Here is a 19,915-nt window from a genome sequence, read left to right on the forward strand (position 1 = left end):
TTCAGCAGATCAGGCCTCGTTGAAGTCGCGGACCTGATACTCCAGCGTCTGAAGATCCACTTCGACGGCTCGGGCCGGAGTCGGGTTGATATTCATCTGCTTCTGGAATCCGGTCTGCCCCTGCCAGGTGCCGGCATTGATCCCGAGCACCCCGCGGTACCGGGTGATCCCCATGATATGGACATGGCCGGTCAGCAGGATCTCAGGGATCGGATTGATCACCAGCCGGTCCAGTTTGGACGCGGCAATCGGGGTCCTCCTTCCGTACGACGGAGCCAGGTGCCTCCGCTGCAACATCTCCTCCATCATCTGCCCCGGATTTTCGTACGTGGCGCCGGGGATCAGGCTGATCATATCATCGATCGACCGACCGTGATACATCAGCACCCGCACCCCCTGCAGACTGATCAATGCCGGGTTCTCGACGACGGTACAGTTCTCCGGGAACGAACCGGTGAACTTGTCTGGGAGGGCCGGCTGTGGTTCGGCTCCCCGAACCACATCGTGGTTACCGGGGGAGACGACGATCTTCAGCCTCTTCGGCAGTTCGGCGAGCATCTCCCCGAAGGCATTGTACTGTTCATAGATATTCTGAATGACCAGTTCCTGCTCCTGGCCGGGGTAGACCCCGATCCCGTCCACAACGTCCCCGGCGATCAGCAGGTACGAGACATCGGCGGTCTTGAGCCATGCGGCGAACCGGTCCCAGGCCTCAGGAAGGAAGGTGTTGGAGCCGACATGCACATCTGATATCAGCACCGCCCTTCCCGGCGTTTTGCTCAGAAACGGGGCATGGTTCATCGGGATGTCCGGCCGGATCAGCTGGTTCCCGAAGAAGAGCGTCCCTTCAGGCGACAGGGTTCCCCGAACCCCGATCACTTCGTCCGGGATCAGCCGCTCTGCCTCGGAGAAGTCGGGCCGGTTCTTGTTGAAGAGAACTGCGATCGTCCCGGTCGGGTCCTCGACCTGGACGATCTTGTGCCCTTTGGTCGAAGTCCGGGAGTCTCCGACCATCCCGATGATCGTGCACTCCTGCTGTTTGTATCGGGTCGTCTTCACCAGCGCCTCGATTGGCATTGCATGAGCCCGGGCCCGAACGATCCCGCCGAGCTGGTTGTACCGGTCCCGGAAGTAGTGGACATAATCGTGAACACTGGTGACGGCCTCTGAGGTGCCGGCGATACCGGCCAGCACCTCCAGCCCCGGGTCAGTCAGGAACCGGGTTCCGTCTCGCTCTGCACGGAGTTTCGGGATCACCGCCGGTGAGACGACGACGGTCTGGTCTGAAGCGTCTCGGATCACCTGGTCGACCAGGGTCGGATCGTTCTGCTCCTGAAGGTACCTGACCACATCCGGATGGACCTGCAGTTTCGTCTCGATGAACCGTTGCAGAATCTCGCTGGCCTTGAGCATTCTGATCAGTATTGTACCGGCTGGTGGATAATGGTGTGGAAGAGGGTACCATTAATAGATGGCTCGACAAATTTAGCAGCAGACAATGTCAGGATCAAAGGATAATCCGGAGAAACCGTCGCTTCTGACTGCACTCAGGACCAGTGAGGAGCAGAAGTTTTCGCTCGCCAGGGACCTGATCTGGGTGGTCGGAGTCGTGGGTGGAATTGCACTGCTGCTCTTCCTGGTCACGGGAACCTGGCCGGCGGTCGTGACGATCGAATCCGAGAGCATGACCCCGAATATGAACGTCGGGGACCTGGTGCTGGTCGTGCAGCAGGACCGGTTCGGAGCGCTGGAGACCCTGGAGGAGGGGGCCCTGAACGGGTATGGAAAGTATAACTCCCTCCCGAACAACTCCGGCCAGAAGGTCTATGGAGATGTGATCATCTACCGGCCGAACGGGGATACTGCGATACATCCGATCATCCATCGTGCGATCAGGTACGTGAACGATTCGGTGGCCGCTGCCGCCTATCATGCCTCGCATGGGGGGTATATCACAAAAGGAGACCACAACACGATCGAGGACCAGCAGGGCGGATTGGCCGGGATAGGCCAGATCCAGCCGGTCAAACCCGAATGGGTCGTTGGAAAGGTGCTCTTTGTGGTTCCGCTGGTCGGCCTGCTCCCGCTCCACCTGCCTGAAGTGGTGGTGGTGGTGGTGGTGCTGATGCTGGGCTATGAACTCTATCTCAGGTCGCGCAGGGATGAATCCGGGGATCAGAAACGAAAGAAAGGAAAGCGGGGACGTTGAAAGGAGAGAGAACAATGGATACCGATGTCATACTGCATGATGTGCTGGCCGGCCGTCGGCTGACTGAAGCCGAGGGGCTGCACCTGCTCTCGATCCGGGGGCGCGAGATCTTCAAGGTCCTCGCTGCGGCCGATGAGCTTCGCGAGGAGCGGGTCGGCGAGGCCGTCACCTATGTCAGAAATCAGAACCTTCACGTGACCAACATCTGCAAGAACCTCTGTGGGTTCTGCGGGTTCGGGCGAAGATCCGGTGACGAAGGAGCCTACCTGAACAGCATCGATGTGATCACAGAGAATGCTCTGCTGGCGAAAGAACGGGGGGTCACCGAGGTCTGTTTCCTCTCGGGTGTGCACCCGGCATTCACGCTCCAGTCCTACATGGACATGATCGGGGCCGTCCATGCGGTGATCCTAGAGGCAGATATTCACGCCTGCAGCCCAGAGGAGGTCTCGTTCGTCGCAAAGAAGAGCGGACTTTCCACGGCCGAGGTGCTCGATCAACTGCGGGCCGCCGGCCTCGGGACCCTGCAGGGAACTGCAGCAGAGATCCTGGTGCAGGAGGTTCGGGATGTGATCTGTCCGCGCAAGGTTCCTGGTGCAGAATGGATCCGGATCATCAAGGAGGCGCATGGTATGGGGATCCGTTCGACCGCCACCATCATGTACGGCTCCTGCGAGTCAGCCAGGGACCGAATCCGGCATCTGGGAATGCTGCGTGAGATCCAGGACGAGACCGGAGGGTTCACCGAACTGGTCCCCATGACGTACATCCATCAGAACACCCCGCTCTTTATGGCAGGTAAGGCCCCCTCAGGGGCCACCGGAAGCGAAGATCTGCTGCTGCTGGCTGTCTCGCGCCTCTTCCTCGACAACTTCGATCACATTCAGGTCTCCTGGGGGAAACTCGGGCTGAAGATGACCCAGATCGGGCTCCTCTCTGGTGGTGATGACCTCGGTGGGACGATGTATGTTGACGATGTTACCGTGGACGCCGGGGCGAAGGAGGCTGCTTACCTCGATCCCACCGAGATGGGCAGGATCTGCAAGGATCTGGGTCGACCGCTGATCGAGCGGAACACCGTCTACCAGCCGGTGCACCGGACGTCCTGACGTCCAGCAAAAATAATAAAAAATCTATTTTAGTTTGCAGAGAGGAGATCGAGCGCTTCTCTGCCGGTCTGCCCTTCCCTGACCCCGAGGGCCGCGGCGGCCTGGTTTGCGCTCTTGATCGTGCCGGCGAGCAGGTCGTCGATCGTCTGTATGGACGGGCCGCTCGCTGGTTTCACCTTTGCTGCAGGGTAGGTGAAGTTCTGCAGGGCGTCGACGTCAAAGGCTCCGCACCCGACCATGCCTCTGGCGGCGATCACCGCGACCAGGTTCACCGGCCCTGCCGGGATGACGATCCCTCTTCCAATCCCTCCTTTCAGGTGTACTTCAGTCTCTGTCATATCCCAGTACTTCTGACGCCGGCCCCGTTAACCCTGATCAATCGTTCGGGCGGAGCAGGTGGACGATCGCATCCCCGAGCCGTTCGGCTTCGCTGACGGCCCGTCGATCGTTCAACACATCGCCGGCTTTGAACCCGCGTCCGATCACACTGCCGATAAAGGCGAACTGGTGGGTGTTCAGAAAGGCCTCCAGCGTCTCGATCGCCCGTTCGGCCCCCTTGTCCGCATGGACGGCGATGGCCACCCCGTGTCTCCCGATCAGCCGTTTATCGTGGTACAGCGAGTAGGTCCGATCGATGAAGTTCTTCAGGTGGCCGCAGACCTCGTAGAAGTAGACCGGCCCGCCGACCACCAGCACCTGAGCATCGATGACCATGTCGGCCACTGCCTCCCAGTCGTCCTCGAGGATGCACCGGTGTTCGGTGCTGCAGTATTCACAGCCGGTGCAGGGCTGGATCTCCTTTCCTGCCAGCGAGACAAAGTTCGTGGAGAGGCCGCCGGCAGTGCACTGGTCGAGGACGATGTTCACCAGTGCCGCGGTGTTCCCGTGCAGCCGGGTGCTCCCGGATAGTCCGCATACATCCATGCCTGTCGATCACCTCTCCTCTCATATCACTCTTCTGATCGCCGGCGCCAGGCCCAGCCCCTCCATCGCTGTGCAGACCTCGCCGACCGGATCCGACGGGCGATAGAAGAGGTGCGACCTGCAGTGGCAGTCACTCGACCCGAATCCCTGCACCGATCTCCCACCGATGGCTGCTGCCAGGGCGCATTCGAGGGGGGCCTCCGTCTCTGCGGTGATCACCACTGCCAGCCTGAACCGGTCCGAGAGGAGCAGGCGATCGATGTGCCAGGTGGGGCGCCGGTCCCTGGCCGCCGCCAGTCGCTGGTGCCGATCCGCCCGGGCGAGCCCCCCCGACCCCTGTGCAGAGCCGACATACAGGTGCCACCCCTCCAAAAAGGTCCGTTCCCCGAGCCTTCCAATTGAAAGGCTGGTAGGACTGTTCCTGAGACAGAGGCAGTAGATCCCTTTACCAGCCACGTCTGCAGAGGACTGCGGCTGCTGCGATCTGCATGGCGCCGCCGTGGTCGACCGGCTCGCCATGGCCGGGGTAGAACCCCTCGACCTCCAGTTTCTGCAGCGACATCAGCGACTCCTCCATCGCTGCTGCCGAGCCGGTCGGAAAGTCGGTCCTGCCGCAGGCCCCGTCGGTGAAGACGGTGTCCCCTGATATGAGCAGATGTTCCTCCTCAGAGTACAGGCAGATCGAGCCGGCGGTATGCCCGGGTGTCGGGATCACCAGCAGCCCGCCGATCACCTCGCCACCCTGCAGTTTCTGATCAGGTGCGATTCGTGGTGAATGCTCTCCAAAGTGATTTGCCAGGGAGATCTCGTCGCGGAAGAGCGCCTCGGCATCGGCGGTGTGGATACAGACCCTGGCACTGCACATGTGGGCGATCTCCTTGAGATAAGCGGTGTGATCGTAGTGGCCGTGGGTCAGGATGATCGTGCTGATCTGGTCTTTGTATCGTTCGACGGCCATCGGCAGCACTCCTGCATCGACGAGGACATCGCCAAAGAGGTAACTGTTGGCCTGCGCGTCCCGTCCCGGGATCCATCTGACTGGCATGCAGAATAATAAGGAGTCCTGACAAATGTGTGTTATGCATAGCCTGATCCATGAATGTCTCCATGGTGTGCCTTCAGAGGTCGAAACCATTGCACGGGACGAAGGACTTGTACCCCGACAGGCCGCACGCGCCGTCGCACGGGGCAGGATCGCCGTGCTTGCCAACCCGGTTCGGCCACATCGGATCGCTGCGGTCGGCGAGGGGTGCCGGGTCAAGGTGAACGTGAACATCGGCACCTCTGGACAGCGGTGCGACCCGGTTCTTGAGATGGAGAAGGGGCGGGCGGCTCTGGCCGAGGGTGCCGACGCGCTGATGGATCTATCGACCGGCGGGGATCTGCAGGCGATTCGAAAGGAGATCCTGACCCTCGACGCTCCGGTCGGGACGGTTCCGATCTATGAGGCGGTCCGGCGAGCCGGGAATGTCACCGACGTCGACGCCGACCTGCTCTTCCGGGTGATCCGCGAGCACTGCAAGCAGGGGGTCGACTTCCTGACCCTCCACTGCGGGGTGAACCTGCAGGCCCTCGATGCGCTGAAGTCCGACCCGCGGATCATGGGCGTCGTCTCCCGCGGCGGGTCGTTCCATGTCGCGATGATGCTCTCGAGCGGTGAGGAGAACCCGCTCTATGCCGAGTTCGATTACCTGCTCGAGATACTCGCCGACACCGGCGTCGTGATCAGTCTCGGTGACGGGATGCGCCCGGGGTGCATGCAGGATGCCGAGCGGCATGCAAAGGCGACCGAGTACCTCACGCTCGGCCGGCTGGCCAAACGCTCGCTCGATGCTGGGGTGCAGCGGATGATCGAGGGGCCGGGGCACATTCCGATCACGCAGGTCGGTTACAATGTGAAGATGATCAAGGAACTGACCGATGACGCTCCCCTGTATCTGCTCGGGCCGCTGGTCACCGATATCGGGGCCGGCTACGACCACGTGGTCGGTGCGATCGGAGGGGCGATCGCCTGTATGAACGGGGCCGACTTCCTCTGCATGGTCTCCCCGAGTGAGCACCTGGCCCTGCCGGACGTGCAGGACATCATCGAGGGGACCCGCGTTGCCTGCCTGTCTGCTCATATCGGGGACCTGGCACGGGACCCGAAGGGGCATTACATGCAGCGCGAGGTGCAGATGGCAGAGGCCCGGCGGAGGCTCGACTGGGACGAGCAGTTCAAGCTGGCCCTCTTCGGTGAGCGGGCGAAGGCGGTCCATGTCCGTGACGGCGAGACCGAGACCTGTTCTATGTGCGGGGATCTCTGTGCACTCAAGATCGTGGATAAACTGCTCCCTGCACCTGATGTGACTCCAAAAAAAGAAGAATAATTTTTTAATTAATTTTCAGACGCCCGCTGCATGCAGGATCCTGATCGCCAGGTATGCAGCATTGGCCCCGTTGTCGATTCCGACACAGGCCACCGGCACTCCTTTGGGCATCTGCACGATCGAGAGGAGCGCATCGAGGCCGCCGAGCGAACCGCTGACCGGCACCCCGATCACCGGCCGTCTTGTCCGGGCTGCGATCACCCCCGGCAGCGCTGCCGAGAGGCCGGCGATCGCGATGAAGACGTTTGCATCACAGGTTCTGATGTACTCGTCGAGCCGGTCAGGGTCGCGGTGTGCAGAGAGGACCTGGTAGTCATAGGGGATCCCTTCCTCGTCGAGGACGGTGGTCACCTTCTGTACGATCTGCTGATCAGAGGCAGATCCTGCGATGATCGATATAACTGCCATAAAAGACCTCCAGCTTATATCCATATTCTCCCATATATAGTGGTAGACACACTGCTCTGTGTGTCGAACTCCAGGATAGACCCGGCTGTGATCGCTGGTCTCCTGGTCTGGACTGATCCATATGGAGAACGAACCGTTACTGATGCTGCCAGGGCCGGTACCGATGCCTGAACGGGTCCGGTACGCCATGATGCAGCAGGCGATGAACCATCGCAGCGCAGCGTTTGGCGCTGTCTATGCAGACTGTGTAAAGACGCTGAAGACCACCTTTGGGACCACCAATGACCTCTCAATCCTCTCGGGATCCGGGACCGCTGCGATGGAGGCTGCGGTCGCCAACTTCGGAAAGGGTAAACAGATTGCTTCGCTGGTCAACGGCAAGTTCGGCGATCGACTCTGTAAGATCGGGGCCCTGTACGGGACCTCGCACGAAATAGCCTCTGAATGGGGAACCCCGCTGAACCTCGACCTCCTCGCTGAAAACCTGGAGAACGGCGCTGAAGTGGTGACCCTGGTGCACAACGAGACCTCCGCAGGGATCAAGAACCCGGCGGCTGAGGTAGGGAAACTGACACGTAAGCATGACGCCCTCTTCATCATGGACGGGATCACCTCGATCGGCGGCGATCTGGTCGAGGCTGACCGGTGGGGCGTCGATGTCGCAATGGTCGGCTCGCAGAAGTGCCTGGCCGCGCCGGCCGGGCTGGCCGCCATATCGGTATCAGAACGGGCCTGGGAACGGATCGCCGACCAGCGACCGTTCTACCTGGACCTCGCCGCCTACCGGAAGAATGCTGCCAAGACCCCGATGGAGACCCCGTACACGCCGGCGGTTCCACTCTTCCTGGCGCTCAGGGAGGCATGTGCCATCGTCGAGGAGGAGGGGCTTACTCACCGGATCGCCCGACATACCCGGATGGCCGATGCGGTCAGGGCTGCAGTCAAGGCCTGGGGGCTCACGCTCTTCCCGACGCTCGACCAGTACCATGCCTACTCGAACACCGCCACCGCCGTCAGCATACCTGACGGGATGACCGACGACGACCTTCGCGGACCGGTGAAGAAGATGGGGATCATCATCGCCGGCGGCCAGGACCACCTGAAGGGGAAGATCTTCCGGATTGGGACCATGGGTGCGGTCAGCGCCCCCGAGATCCTGGCCACGCTTGCGGCCGTCCAGTACGCGCTGAAGAAGCACGGCCTTGAGGTCGGGGACGGTGTCGGTGCTGCCGCCGAGGTGCTGGGATGAGGGTTGGGGTGGCTGACACCACCTTTGCACGTGTAAATATGGGGGCGATCGCGATCGATGAGCTCAAGCGGCACGCCAGCGTGTCCGTGGAGCGGTACACCGTTCCGGGGGTCAAGGACCTCCCGGTCGCCTGCAAGAAACTGATCGAGGAACGGCGGTGCGACATCGTGATGGCGCTCGGGATGCCGGGGGGCAAGGATAAGGACAAGATGTGTGCCCACGAGGCTTCACAGGGTCTGATCCATGCTCAGCTGCTGACCAACCATCACATCATCGAGGTCTTCGTCCATGAGGACGAGGCAGAGAACGACGCAGAACTGGCCTGGCTCGCCGAGCAGCGGACCCGGGAGCATGCCGTCAGCGCAATCAGGCTGATCCTGGCCCCAAAAGAGCTCGAGCGGGATGCCGGCACCGGGCAGCGGCAGGGTTTTGCCGATGCCGGCCCTGCACGCCGGTGAGAGTCATAACGACTATATGGATTATAATGTGATACAGAAACCTGGGAGTTTGAAGATATGGCGATGAAGGCAATAAAACTGGGATTTGTGGTGGCAGAGTTCAACCGTGACATCACCTACATGATGGAGATCGAGGCACGCGAGCATGCGACCTTCCTCGGCGCTGAAGTGACCGAGTGCATCTACGTGCCCGGGGCGTACGACATGCCGCTCGCGATCAAGAAGATGCTGACCGACGGCCGGGTCGACGCCGTGGTCACGATCGGATGCGTGATCGAGGGAGCGACCCAGCACGACGAGATCGTGGTACAGCATGCGGCCCGAAAGATCATCGATCTCTCCCTCGAGTTCAACAAACCGGTGGCGCTGGGCATCTCCGGCCCCGGGATGACGAGGATTGAGGCGACCGAGCGGATCGACTATGCAAAGCGGGCGGTGGAGTCGGCGATCAAGATGATCCAGCGGTTAGAATGAGACCGCTCTCGGCGAAGATCGGTGCGCTGCCCCCCTCTGCCACCATCGAGATCTCCAATACCGCCAAGAAGATGAAGCAGCAGGGGATCGATGTGATCAGCCTCAGCATTGGTGAGCCAGATTTCGATACCCCGGATCATATCAAGCAGGCGTGTATCAGCGCCCTGCTGGCCGGAGAGACTCACTATGCTCCCTCGGCCGGCACACCCGCCCTCCTCTCTGCGATCGCAGAGAAGATCGGTGGGGAGAACAACGTCCCCTGCTCTCCAGGCGACGTGATCGTCACCTGCGGGGCGAAGGACGCGATCTACGAGGCGTTCGAGGCGGTGCTGAACCCCGGCGACGAGGCGCTGCTGCTCGATCCGTCCTGGGTCTCGTACGAGCCGGGTGTCCGGATCGCTGGCGGGACGCCGGTCCATCATCACCTGAGCGAGGAGACCTTCCAGGTGGATGACACCTTCCTCGAAAAGGTCACCAGAAAAACCCGGATGATCGTCGTCAACTCCCCTTCGAACCCGTCCGGTGCGGTCTTCACCGACAGGTCGCTCCGGATGATCGCCGACCTCTGCATCGACCACGACCTGATCGCCCTCTCAGACGAGATCTACGAGAAACTGGTCTATGGTGGTGCAGTTCATCGGTCCCTCGGTTCGATCGACGGGATGGCCGAACGGACGATCACGGTCAACGGGTTCTCGAAGGCCTATGCGATGACCGGCTGGCGGCTTGGATACGCCGTGGCTCCGCCGGCCGTCCTCGCGCAGATGATCAAGGTACAGCAGCACACGATCAGCCATCCGACCACGTTCGCGATGGCCGGCGGGGTCGCTGCACTGAAGGGGGACCAGTCCTGCGTCGAAGCGATGCGGGTCGAGTTCGACCGCCGCCGGCAGTACCTGCTCGGTGCCCTGGCCGACCTCGGGTACAGCACGGCCCCGGCCGAGGGAGCGTTCTATGCCTATGTGAAGACCGGCGGCGACGATCTCGCCATCGCCAAGCAGTGGCTTTTGGAGGCGCATGTGGCCGTCACCCCCGGCACCGCCTTCTCCACCCCCGGCTGGCTCCGTCTCTCGTATGCGGCCTCGCTCGAGACCCTTAAAACGGCGGTCGACCGGATCCGTGTGTTGAACGGGAACTGACCCCGTGCGATTGAGAGGGCCGGCCCACTTTTTTATCAGTTCATGTTATCGGGGTCTCTTTACCTGGCGTCGTACTGCAATGATATCATCAATCAGTATCCTTTCGCTACCCAAGCACATCGGTTCTTGAGATCGAAGGGAGACCTCGCCGGCACGATGCCATGATCCAGGACGTCGGATCCTGCTAGAGGTTAGGGCTATCGTAAGAAAGGGTGCGAGAAATGCAAAACCTGGTGATCGTGGTCACGGTGATTCACCTCCTTGACCTTCTCATTCCAAATATTGAGATCTACATAGATGAAGATGCCTCTATCGAAACTGTCGGGTTGCATATTATAAAGATTACTTAGAGTAATATATCTCAATTATAATCAATAAAACTAATATTCTGTTTAACCTTTAGTTGATTCATGAAATTTCCTCAAAATCGTCATTTCTTCATTGGAATGTTTTTGTTGTTGCTACTGCTCGTGAGCAGCATTCAGATCGCCACAGCGGCGGATAATTATCAGTCTGTGGCGAAGTGGTGGGGCTCCCCGGACGGGGCGTTCTCTTACCCCTATGGGATCGCATTCGACAGTGCGGGGAATGTCTACATCGCTGACTCGGGCAACAATCGGGTCCAGAAGTTCACATCTTCCGGCCTCTTCATCACGATGTGGGGCACCTCCGGCTCTGACAACGGACAGTTCCGGACTCCCACCGGCATCGCGGTGGACAGTGCAGGGAATGTCTACGTCGCCGATAGGGACAACAATCGGGTCCAGAAGTTCACGTCGACCGGTACCTACCTCGCGAAATGGGGGACCTCTGGCACCGGGTCCGGACAGTTCTCTTCTCCTTATGGGGTTGCTATCGACAGCGCAGGGAATGTCTATGTCGTTGATAGGGGTAACCATCGGGTCCAGAAATTCACGTCAAGTGGCATCTTCGTCGCGAAATGGGGCAGTAGTGGCTCTGAAAACGGACAATTCTCGTACCCCGAAGGGATTGCGATCGATGGCACTGGCAACGTCTACGTCGCGGATGAAAGCAACCACCGGGTAGAGAAGTTCACCTCTATCGGTACCTTCCTCACAGCGTGGGGGACCAAGGGATCTGAGGACGGGCAGTTTGCTTATCCCGATGGCGTCGCGGTCGACAGTTTGGGTAATGTTTATGTCGCTGACTCGGGCAACAATCGGGTCCAGAAATTTACATCTTCCGGCGCCTTTATCACGGACTGGGGCAGTTCCGGCACGGGGTCCGGACAGTTCAGTAGCCCCGTTGACATCGCGGTCGACAGTTCGGGCAATGTCTACGTCGCTGAATATTGGAACAACCGGGTCCAGAAATTTGCTCCACAAACTTCTCTCCCGACGGTGACCCCGGTGGCGACACCTGTTCCGACGACGGCGGCGGATATTTATCAGTCCGTGGCGAAGTGGAGTGGCTCCCCAAGCGGAGCGTTCTCTTACCCCTATGGGATCGCATTCGACAGTGCGGGGAATGTCTACGTCGCTGACTCGGGCAACAATCGGGTCCAGAAGTTCACGTCTTCCGGCCTCTTCATCACGATGTGGGGCACCTCCGGCTCTGACAACGGACAGTTCCGGACTCCCACCGGTATCGCGGTGGACAGTGCAGGGAATGTCTACGTCGCCGATAGGGACAACAATCGGGTCCAGAAGTTCACTTCGACCGGTACCTACCTCGCGAAATGGGGGACCTCTGGCACGGGGTCCGGACAGTTCTCTTCCCCTTATGGGGTTGCTATCGACGGCGCAGGGAATGTCTATGTCGTTGATAGGGGTAACCATCGGGTCCAGAAATTCACGTCAAGTGGCATCTTCGTCGCGAAATGGGGCAGTAGTGGCTCTGAAAACGGACAATTCTCGTACCCCGAAGGGATTGCGATCGATGGCACTGGCAACGTCTACGTCGCGGATGAAAGCAACCACCGGGTAGAGAAGTTCACCTCTATCGGTACCTTCCTCACAGCGTGGGGGACCAAGGGATCTGAGGATGGACAGTTTGCTTACCCCGATGGCGTCGCGGTCGACAGTTTGGGCAATGTTTATGTCGCTGACTCGGGCAACAATCGGGTCCAGAAATTTACATCTTCCGGCGCCTTTATCACGGACTGGGGTAGTTCCGGCACGGGGTCCGGACAGTTCAGTAGCCCCGTTGACATCGCGGTCGACAGTTCGGGCAATGTCTACGTCGCTGAATATTGGAACAATCGGGTCCAGAAGTTTGCTCCACAAATTCCTATCTCGACGGTGACCACGGTGGCGACGACTGTTCCAACGACAACTCCGATAACCACAGTGTCAGCGTTCCGGTTCGCCCCCTCTCCGCTCATCATCCCGCGCGGGTCTACTGGTGCGACAGTACTCTACCTGGACGGTCTGAAGAACGGCATTTCGGGCTTCAACGTATCCCTCAGCCTCTCTCTTGTCGACCCGACAGTCGGTGAAATTGTCGGAGTCTCTCTTCCTGGCTGGACGATGCAGAAGAATTCAACGCTCCCCGCCGACACCGTGTGGTTGACTGCTCTCGATTCAAATGGCCAGAGCAACCCCGGGACATCAACCGCTCAGATCGGGACCATCACCATCAGAGGGGATCGGAGCGGTCAGACCAGTCTCTCCATCATTCAAGCGAGAGTCGACGATGATAGTGGGAATTCGATATCACCACACCTCGTCGCTTGCCCGGTTGAGGTAACCGCCAGTGCATGTAATCCTTTCCCTGGTGTTTCGTCCTCTCCAAAGGATCTCGACGGGGATGGCTGTTATGAAGATATCAACGGCAACGGACAGATCGATTTCAATGACGTGGTACTTTTCTTCAACAATTTTGATTGGATCCCCACGAATGAACCTGTTTCTGCCTTCGACTTCAACAAAAACGGACAGATCGACTTCAATGACATCGTCATCCTCTTCAACAAGGTCTAACCTCTTTTTTCGCAGAAGAGCCCTGGCCTCGTCACGATGGAGGTGCAGCACACCGATGAACAGGGGTCGCTCGCCTTGACCACCGAGGATCAGAATGTGAAGATCACCTATACGGTGAAGCGCTACCGGCGCGAGATCGAACGCGGGCTTGTCGGGTCCCTTGCAGGGGGTGCCCTCGGCAGCGTGCTCGGGGGTATCGGAGGGCTGCTGCAGAAGAACGAAGGGGTCGGTGAACTGCTCGGAGGAGCGATCGGCGGTGCCGTGGCCGGTGGGGCCTGGGAGGCCTATAATGGGTACGACCAGTCCAAGCATGACCAGTCCGCCTTCGCCGCTCTCCTCGGTGACGCTTCAAAGGTGGTCGAGGGTGAACTGATGGAAGCCATGCCAGCCCAGACGCCGGCTGGGGAACTGGTTGGAGGTGCACCCAGAGATCCGGAGAAGGAGGCAGCGTTCAGACGCGACCTCGACGGGGTCTATGGCGATATCCTCGCCGTCCAGGAGGATCTCCTCCTCGCAGCGGGTGAAGGGGTCGACATCGCCAGGCCGAAGGTCCGTGCTGATCGTGCCGAAGGACTCTACCATGAGGCGATCCAGGCACTGGAGGCGCAGGACTACACCCTGACCGGCGCCAAGATCCAGGCCGCCCGCAGTATGGTCCAGAACGCCCGTTCAACCCTCTCCGGATGAGGGAACGGGCAGAACAGAAAACCTATCCTTTATCTCACTGGATCGACCATCACTCCTCATGAGCAATTCACATCAGGTTACTCCCCGGCTCCCCACCTTCGAAGAGGCGGTCGCTTTCCATGGCCACCGGTGTCCGGGACTGGCACTCGGCTACCGGGCGGCCGTCCTCGGCATGGCGGCGCTCGGTCCCCGGCGGTCAGAGGACGAGGAGATTGTCACGGTCGTCGAGAACGACGCCTGTGGGGTCGACGGCGTGCAGGTGGTGACCGGGTGCACCTTCGGGAAGGGAAACCTGATCTTCCATGACTATGGAAAGCATGTGTACACATTCATAAATCGGAAGACAGGGGATGCGGTCAGGATCGTCACCAGGGTCGACTTTTCGACCGGCCAGATCGATCCGCAGTTCGGAGACATTCGGGAACGAGCCAGACGAGCAGATGCCACCCCTGCAGATCAGGTGCTCTTTGAAGATCACCTGGCCGGCGTCTGCGAGGCGATCCTGACGATCGACCCAGCCCGGATCTTCCTGATCACCCGGCCCGTCATCACCCCGCCAGAAGAGGCCCGGATCTATCGGTCCCGCCCCTGCGACCGCTGCGGGGAACTGGTCGCCGAACCGAAAGGGGTCCACCAGGCAGGCCGGTTCCTCTGCGTCCCGTGCTCGCGGAACGACTGAATGACCGGTACCTCCACCCCTCTGATCCTCCTTTCGTTCGTTGACCAGTCAGAGCCGGAGCCTGGGGGCAGCACTGTATATCGATGGGGCGACCTGACCTGTGCTGGTGACGATCTTCTCTCTGCCCTGATAAAATTCTTTGAACCCGATCGGGTGGTCCTCTTTGGAGAAGGGGATGGGCCGGCCCCTGCCTCTTCGAACGACATCCCTATCCGGTGGCAGGCGATTCCGGCAGGAGAGTCAGAGGCCGACCTCTGGACAGTCTTCTCTCTCCTCTGCAGTGTTGTGGAACCGGGTGACCGGGTGATTGTGGAGATCCAGAACGGTTCCCGTCCCCTCTCGTTCATCACCTTCGTCGCGATCCAGTACCTGCGCGAGACAAAGGGTGTTCAGGTCGAGCGGATCTGCTCGACTGTTCCTGGACCGAATGGTGAGTCGTTGATCCGGGATCTCTCAGACTTTGTCACGGTCCTGGACTGGATGCGAGGGGTGCATGCATTCACGCAGCATGTCGACGCTGAAGACCTGTCGGTGCTGATGGGTGCCGTCCAAAATAAGGCTTATCGGGATGGAATCGGGCATCCGCTCAGTTTAAAACCCTGGGGGCATGCCCTCTCCCTCTTCGCCCAGGCTGTCCGGCTCTCCCGGCCGCGGGAGGTGATGCATGCTGCTGATATCCTGACTTCCCACTTTGCCGAGGTGACTACCGAGGTTCAGCAACTGGCTCCACCGCTGGCCCCGGTGATGGATCGGTTGCAGGAGGTGACCGCGATGGGGCGTGGCGGCTCGCCTGACCGGTTGAGCTGGGAGGCGCTCTCGATCGGTCTGAACCTGATCGAGTACCAGTGCCGGCATGACCTGATCATGCAGGCCGTCACCCTGGCCCGGGAATGGTGCCTGAACTATCTGATCCTGGAACTTGACTATCACCCTGACCAGTGGCTTGTCTGGGAGGTGCGGGACGAGATCGGACGGACGATCACCGGGGCTGCGCTGGAGGTTCGGCACCATCCCTACGAGGGGACCACCCTCTCGGTCAGGTTTACCCAACTCGAGCAGAAGAACGATCTGGTCGCGCTCTGGATCGTCCTAGCGGACCTGCGCAACGATATCGCCCACTGTGGGATGAATCTGCAGCAGAAGAGTGCCGTGACGATCCAGGGACGGACCGGGGATATGGTGGAGCGGCTCAGGCACCTGGTCGCCAGTTCGTCCTGCCGGGTGCCGGGAGGGCGGTCAGGTGATGACCGCTCTCCGGAACTTCCACCAGGCGAGGGTGAACGTGGCGATGGCGAAGGCGATCAGCCCGAGGAATGAGATCAGGATATCCATCGGGGTGTAGACGAAGTGCAGGCCGATCGCCGTGAAGTTGTCGCCGATCGCAAAGTACCGGATCCCGTTGATCATGAGGGTCAGCGGGTTGACCGTGGAGACGAGTTTGAGGATCTCCGGGAACCCATCGATCGGGTAGAGTGCATTGGAGGCGAAGAAGATCGGCATCGTCAGCAGTGTGGTGACCCCCTGCAGTCCCTCCGGGGACTCCATCGACATCGAGATGAACGCCGAGAGGAAGAGAAATCCGAGGGCGAATATCCCGACAAAGAGCAGGATCCCGAGGATTGCAAATATCGTCTGGACTGCGGTGTATCCGACGAAGAACTTCACTCCGAGCAGCAGGCCGAAGAGCATGATCACCATGGCCTGGATGAACGACTTGGTGACGCCTGAGAGACCGATCCCGATGATGATGTTGTTCCGATTCATCGGAGATGCCAGGATCTCACGCATCAACCCCCAGTTCTTATCGAAGAGGAGGACGATCCCGCCGAAGAGGCTGGTGAAGAGGGTGGTCATGGCGATCACGCCGGCGGCGATGAAGGTCATATACCCGACCTGAACGACGCCCGGGAAGGCCGGCGTCATCCCGGCCAGCCGGTCGAAGTTACTGGACATCGCGACCCCGAAGAACGCAAGCCAGAGGGCCGGCTGCACCAGCGATGAGATCAGCAGGGCTTTGAACCTGACAAATCTGAGCATGTCCCGCCAGTAGACGGTTGTGAATCCTGTATCCATATCAGTTCACCTCCTCGTTCTCCGTGCCTGTGGCTGCATCCGCGGCTGTTCTTCATCCCGCAGATCCTTTCCGGTGTAGTGCATGAAGACGTCGTCCATCGACGGCTTCTTGAGGTTGACTGCGGTCAACCGGATCCCCTCTTTCTGCAGTGATTCGAGGATCCCTGGCAGTAAATGGGTCCCATCCTCGGTGATCATCACCAGCAGTCCCTTTCCCTTCTTCTTCACCTCACGAACACTCGGGTTCTCTCCAACGATCCGGGTAGCCCCGACATTGTCCGTGGTCTCGATATAGATCAGGTCCTGGCCGAGGGTGTTCTTCAGTTCCCAGGACCTCCCTGATATGATGACCTTTCCGTGGTCGATGATATCGATATGGTTGCTGAGCTGGTCGGCCTCGTCCATGTAATGGGTGGTCAGGAAGATGGTGGTCCCCTCCTCGTTCACCTCGCGGAGGTACTCCCACATCCTCGTCCGGGTCTGCGGGTCCAGGCCGATCGTCGGTTCGTCCAGGAAGAGGACTGCCGGCCTGGTCATCAGTCCGCGTGCGATCTCCAGACGACGTTTCATCCCACCGCTCAGGTTTCGGGTCAGGTCGTCCTGTTTCGTCTCCAGTTCAACCAGGGTGATCAGTCTCTCGATCCGCTCTCGCCGGTCAGCTCGCTCGAGCCCATACAGCCTTCCATGGAACTCAAGGGTCTCCCAGACTGTCATGTCCCGGTCCAGGGTCTCCTGCTGGAAGACGATCCCTATCGACTTTCTGATCTTCACCGGGTCTCTGGCGAGATCATAGCCTGCGATGGTGACCGATCCCTTCTGCAGCCGCAGAAGCGTGGTCAGGACATTGATCACGGTGCTCTTCCCGGCCCCGTTCGGACCCAGGAATGAGAATATCTCCCCCTTCTCCACCGAGAAACTGACGTCGTCCACCGCCACAAAGTCATCGAACTGGTGACTTAAGTGCTGCACCTCTATGATATGCTCCACATCATCCCTCGAACTGGTGTTGTCTTCTTGTTCACTGGCACGCAGGGGTACCAAGGGGTTGTGGTGATAAAAAAATACTGGTGATCCAGGTTGCTGGGTCAGGGGGAGGATCGGATGACGCTGACCCTACCCTTCATACTGATCGGTTGGAACCCAAACGACCGGAGCAGGGCGGCGCTCTCCCCGGTTCCATGGATCAAAAGGTCGACCAGGTCCTCCTCCTCGTCGATGTCCACGTACAGGCGGAATGAGTCGATCACCTCAAGGGAGAGGTTTCGCTCCTCTGCAATTCTGCAGTGCTTCATAAAACTCTGGCCATAATAATCGGTCGCAAAGGAGGAGCCCTGTTGTAGATAGATCGCATTGGTCCCGCCACCCCGCCCCGGCACGATTGCGACATCTGCATCGGCGCTGATCACCGCAGTGATCGCTTCCTTCGTAGCGAGCGGGATGTCCGCCATCATGATCAGCACCGGGCCGTCCTGATCACGGAGGAGGGTGTTGAGTGCAGTGCTCAGATCTGCGTCGGTGACACGGACCCGGACGCTGGCAACAGTGTAGGGTGTGGTGGCGAGGACGAGCGGCGTGCACCCTGCAGCAGTCACGGCACCGATAACATCAGTCAGCATTGCGGCAGCGAACAGTTCCCGCTCCTCTCTGGTCATGATCCCGCTCAGTCTGGACTTGGGGTTCAGCGGCCGGAACGGGATCACTGCAAGCGGAGTCATCAAGGATTAGATTCTCCGGCAATACAGAAAAGGGATTGTACTGGTGCGGGCTCAGCGCGGTTGATATATACCAAGACTATATTATTATCATCCAATGATCTATTTCCATTGTAGAGCCCGACCTGGTGGCCGGTCTCTCTGATGAGAGAACAGGTTTGGGGTATATATGATGAAGAGACGAGAAGGAGCGATCAGGATCGCCATCCTCTGGCTGGTTATGCTCTGCGCGATGGTGGTGATCAGCCCGATGGCAGGGGCGGTCGAGGTGAGGATCGGGACATCGGACAGTGACCAGGGGCACCCTTCGATCTCCGGCGACCGGATCGTCTGGCAGGATGATCGGAACGGAAACTGGGATATCTATCTCTGGAATATTACGACTCAGACTGAGACCCGGATCACGACTGATTCGAGCGATCAGAAGAATCCTTCGATCTCTGGGAATCTGATCGTCTGGGAGGACTACCGGCACGGGGTAAACCCTGAGATCTACCTGTACGATCTCACGACTCATATTGAGCGGCAGATCAGCTGGAGTGGGGATGAGAATTATCAGATGGAGCCTGCGGTCGACGGGACGAATATCGTCTATGAGGACAGTATGAATGGGTTCTACAACATCTACCTGTACGACCTGCTGACCCAACATCGGCATTCGCTCAACGAGGACTCCAAGACACAATGGCATCCTGCGATCTCCGGGGACGACGTGGTCTGGATCGATTATACGACCAGCATTCTCTACCTCTACAGTATATCAGCCGGGGGGCAGCCGATTGCGGTGACCGATGGGTATACCGCTCCGAAGGCGCCAGCAGTGGATGCTGGCAGGGTGGTCTGGGCGGATTATGTGAATGGTAACGATGCCGGGATATTCCTCTATGATCGGGCGACCGGTATAAAGAAGTGGTTGACCCCGAATCCATCCAACCAGGACAACCCGGTTATATCGGGGAATACGGTCATATGGGTTGATGACCAGGCTGGGACCTCTAACCTGTATCGGTATGACCTGACGACCCACCAGACCACCAGGCTGACGAGCGGTCCCAGTAACCAGTATTCAGTGTCGATCGACGGGGATCGGGTCGTCTATGTGGATGATCGGGGGATGAACCCACATATCTATATGACACCGATCGAAAGCACCCCGCAGCCAGTGATGGTGAACGGGCAGACGAAACTGCCGACCGACCCCAACCACGATGGGCTCTACGAGGATCTGAACGGGAATAATGCGATCGACTTCAATGATGTGGTGATCTTCTTCAACCAGATGGATTGGATCAGCGAACACGAACCGATCAGTCTCTTCGACTTCAACCATGACAATCAGATCGACTTCAATGATATCGTCCTCCTCTTCAATCAGTTATAGTCGACAATTTCGAAAAAAAGATAATCTGGGGAATATTTCCTCTATTTTTTAGATTTTCTCCTCCATGTTCACGGTGATAATCTATAATTAGGAAGAGAGGAG

Annotated in this window: 21 protein-coding genes; 12 read left to right on the top strand and 9 right to left on the bottom strand. The window is 59.2% G+C overall.

The window, feature by feature from the left end; genetic code table 11:
• Nucleotides 1–9: 9 nt before the first annotated feature.
• Nucleotides 10–1,413, bottom strand: coding sequence for a DNA-directed DNA polymerase II small subunit (locus tag MPAL_RS02080; protein WP_012617102.1), 1,404 nt, complete (start codon nt 1,411–1,413; stop codon nt 10–12).
• A gap of 85 nt (nt 1,414–1,498) precedes the next feature.
• Here MPAL_RS02080 and MPAL_RS02085 point away from each other — a divergent pair, with 85 nt between their 5' ends.
• Nucleotides 1,499–2,209, top strand: a complete 711-nt coding sequence (locus MPAL_RS02085; RefSeq protein ID WP_012617103.1) for a S24/S26 family peptidase — start codon at nt 1,499–1,501, stop codon at nt 2,207–2,209.
• A gap of 14 nt (nt 2,210–2,223) precedes the next feature.
• The gene (gene cofH, locus MPAL_RS02090; protein ID WP_012617104.1) at nt 2,224–3,318 is read left to right on the top strand and encodes a 5-amino-6-(D-ribitylamino)uracil--L-tyrosine 4-hydroxyphenyl transferase CofH; all 1,095 of its coding nucleotides are present in this window, start codon (nt 2,224–2,226) and stop codon (nt 3,316–3,318) included.
• A 29-nt stretch (nt 3,319–3,347) separates the two neighbouring features.
• On the opposite strand, the gene MPAL_RS02095 is transcribed toward cofH, so the two are convergent.
• From MPAL_RS02095 to MPAL_RS02110, 4 genes are read right to left on the bottom strand one after another with little or no spacing between them, the layout of a single operon-like run.
• A complete protein-coding gene (locus MPAL_RS02095) occupies nt 3,348–3,656 on the bottom strand; it encodes a YunC family protein (protein WP_012617105.1) in 309 nt (102 codons plus the stop codon).
• 37 nt (nt 3,657–3,693) lie between these two features.
• Nucleotides 3,694–4,242 carry a flavodoxin family protein gene (locus tag MPAL_RS02100; protein ID WP_012617106.1) on the bottom strand — a complete coding sequence of 183 codons (549 nt, stop codon included), beginning with the start codon at nt 4,240–4,242 and terminating at the stop codon, nt 3,694–3,696.
• Between the two features lie 21 nt (nt 4,243–4,263).
• The gene (locus MPAL_RS02105; protein ID WP_012617107.1) at nt 4,264–4,698 is read right to left on the bottom strand and encodes a GIY-YIG nuclease family protein; all 435 of its coding nucleotides are present in this window, start codon (nt 4,696–4,698) and stop codon (nt 4,264–4,266) included.
• A complete protein-coding gene (locus tag MPAL_RS02110; protein ID WP_012617108.1) occupies nt 4,688–5,287 on the bottom strand; it encodes an MBL fold metallo-hydrolase in 600 nt (199 codons plus the stop codon). The genes MPAL_RS02105 and MPAL_RS02110 overlap by 11 nt, the downstream gene beginning before the upstream one ends.
• A gap of 25 nt (nt 5,288–5,312) precedes the next feature.
• Between MPAL_RS02110 and thiC the strand changes: the two genes are divergently transcribed.
• Complete coding sequence (thiC, locus tag MPAL_RS02115; RefSeq protein WP_012617109.1) at nt 5,313–6,611, top strand: phosphomethylpyrimidine synthase ThiC; 1,299 nt, start codon at nt 5,313–5,315, stop codon at nt 6,609–6,611.
• Between the two features lie 15 nt (nt 6,612–6,626).
• Here thiC and purE read toward each other — a convergent pair whose 3' ends face one another.
• The gene (purE, locus tag MPAL_RS02120) at nt 6,627–7,019 is read right to left on the bottom strand and encodes a 5-(carboxyamino)imidazole ribonucleotide mutase (RefSeq protein ID WP_012617110.1); all 393 of its coding nucleotides are present in this window, start codon (nt 7,017–7,019) and stop codon (nt 6,627–6,629) included.
• A gap of 121 nt (nt 7,020–7,140) precedes the next feature.
• On the opposite strand from purE, the gene MPAL_RS02125 reads away from it, so the two are divergent.
• The 8 genes from MPAL_RS02125 (at nt 7,141) to MPAL_RS02160 (ending at nt 15,964) form a co-directional block, all read left to right on the top strand.
• The gene (locus MPAL_RS02125; protein WP_012617111.1) at nt 7,141–8,268 is read left to right on the top strand and encodes a pyridoxal-phosphate-dependent aminotransferase family protein; all 1,128 of its coding nucleotides are present in this window, start codon (nt 7,141–7,143) and stop codon (nt 8,266–8,268) included.
• The gene (gene ribC, locus MPAL_RS02130; protein WP_012617112.1) at nt 8,265–8,726 is read left to right on the top strand and encodes a riboflavin synthase; all 462 of its coding nucleotides are present in this window, start codon (nt 8,265–8,267) and stop codon (nt 8,724–8,726) included. The genes MPAL_RS02125 and ribC overlap by 4 nt, the downstream gene beginning before the upstream one ends.
• Nucleotides 8,727–8,783: 57 nt before the next feature.
• Nucleotides 8,784–9,200: a 6,7-dimethyl-8-ribityllumazine synthase gene (gene ribH / locus MPAL_RS02135; protein ID WP_012617113.1), complete on the top strand. Its 417-nt coding sequence runs from the start codon at nt 8,784–8,786 to the stop codon at nt 9,198–9,200.
• The gene (locus tag MPAL_RS02140) at nt 9,197–10,339 is read left to right on the top strand and encodes a pyridoxal phosphate-dependent aminotransferase (RefSeq protein ID WP_012617114.1); all 1,143 of its coding nucleotides are present in this window, start codon (nt 9,197–9,199) and stop codon (nt 10,337–10,339) included. The genes ribH and MPAL_RS02140 overlap by 4 nt, the downstream gene beginning before the upstream one ends.
• Nucleotides 10,340–10,797: 458 nt before the next feature.
• On the top strand, nt 10,798–13,281 hold the full coding sequence (locus tag MPAL_RS16785; protein ID WP_236610413.1) for a dockerin type I domain-containing protein: 2,484 nt from the start codon (nt 10,798–10,800) through the stop codon (nt 13,279–13,281).
• A gap of 36 nt (nt 13,282–13,317) precedes the next feature.
• Nucleotides 13,318–13,968 carry a hypothetical protein gene (locus MPAL_RS02150; RefSeq protein WP_012617117.1) on the top strand — a complete coding sequence of 217 codons (651 nt, stop codon included), beginning with the start codon at nt 13,318–13,320 and terminating at the stop codon, nt 13,966–13,968.
• Nucleotides 13,969–14,026: 58 nt separating this feature from the next.
• The gene (locus MPAL_RS02155) at nt 14,027–14,647 is read left to right on the top strand and encodes an FmdE family protein (protein ID WP_012617118.1); all 621 of its coding nucleotides are present in this window, start codon (nt 14,027–14,029) and stop codon (nt 14,645–14,647) included.
• Nucleotides 14,648–15,964, top strand: a complete 1,317-nt coding sequence (locus tag MPAL_RS02160) for a TM1812 family CRISPR-associated protein (RefSeq protein ID WP_012617119.1) — start codon at nt 14,648–14,650, stop codon at nt 15,962–15,964. It begins immediately after the preceding gene.
• On the opposite strand, the gene MPAL_RS02165 is transcribed toward MPAL_RS02160, so the two are convergent.
• The 3 genes from MPAL_RS02165 to cofC all read right to left on the bottom strand — a co-directional run bounded on the left by MPAL_RS02165 (nt 15,884) and on the right by cofC (nt 18,435).
• Nucleotides 15,884–16,720, bottom strand: coding sequence for an ABC transporter permease (locus tag MPAL_RS02165; protein WP_012617120.1), 837 nt, complete (start codon nt 16,718–16,720; stop codon nt 15,884–15,886). The genes MPAL_RS02160 and MPAL_RS02165 overlap by 81 nt on opposite strands.
• A gap of 6 nt (nt 16,721–16,726) precedes the next feature.
• Nucleotides 16,727–17,707, bottom strand: coding sequence for an ATP-binding cassette domain-containing protein (locus tag MPAL_RS02170; protein ID WP_012617121.1), 981 nt, complete (start codon nt 17,705–17,707; stop codon nt 16,727–16,729).
• 98 nt (nt 17,708–17,805) lie between these two features.
• Nucleotides 17,806–18,435, bottom strand: a complete 630-nt coding sequence (gene cofC, locus MPAL_RS02175) for a 2-phospho-L-lactate guanylyltransferase (protein WP_012617122.1) — start codon at nt 18,433–18,435, stop codon at nt 17,806–17,808.
• A gap of 166 nt (nt 18,436–18,601) precedes the next feature.
• Between cofC and MPAL_RS02180 the strand changes: the two genes are divergently transcribed.
• Complete coding sequence (locus MPAL_RS02180; protein WP_012617123.1) at nt 18,602–19,813, top strand: hypothetical protein; 1,212 nt, start codon at nt 18,602–18,604, stop codon at nt 19,811–19,813.
• Nucleotides 19,814–19,915 lie beyond the last annotated feature (102 nt).

Origin of the sequence: Methanosphaerula palustris E1-9c, assembly GCF_000021965.1 — an archaeon.
Classification (GTDB): domain Archaea; phylum Halobacteriota; class Methanomicrobia; order Methanomicrobiales; family Methanospirillaceae; genus Methanosphaerula; species Methanosphaerula palustris.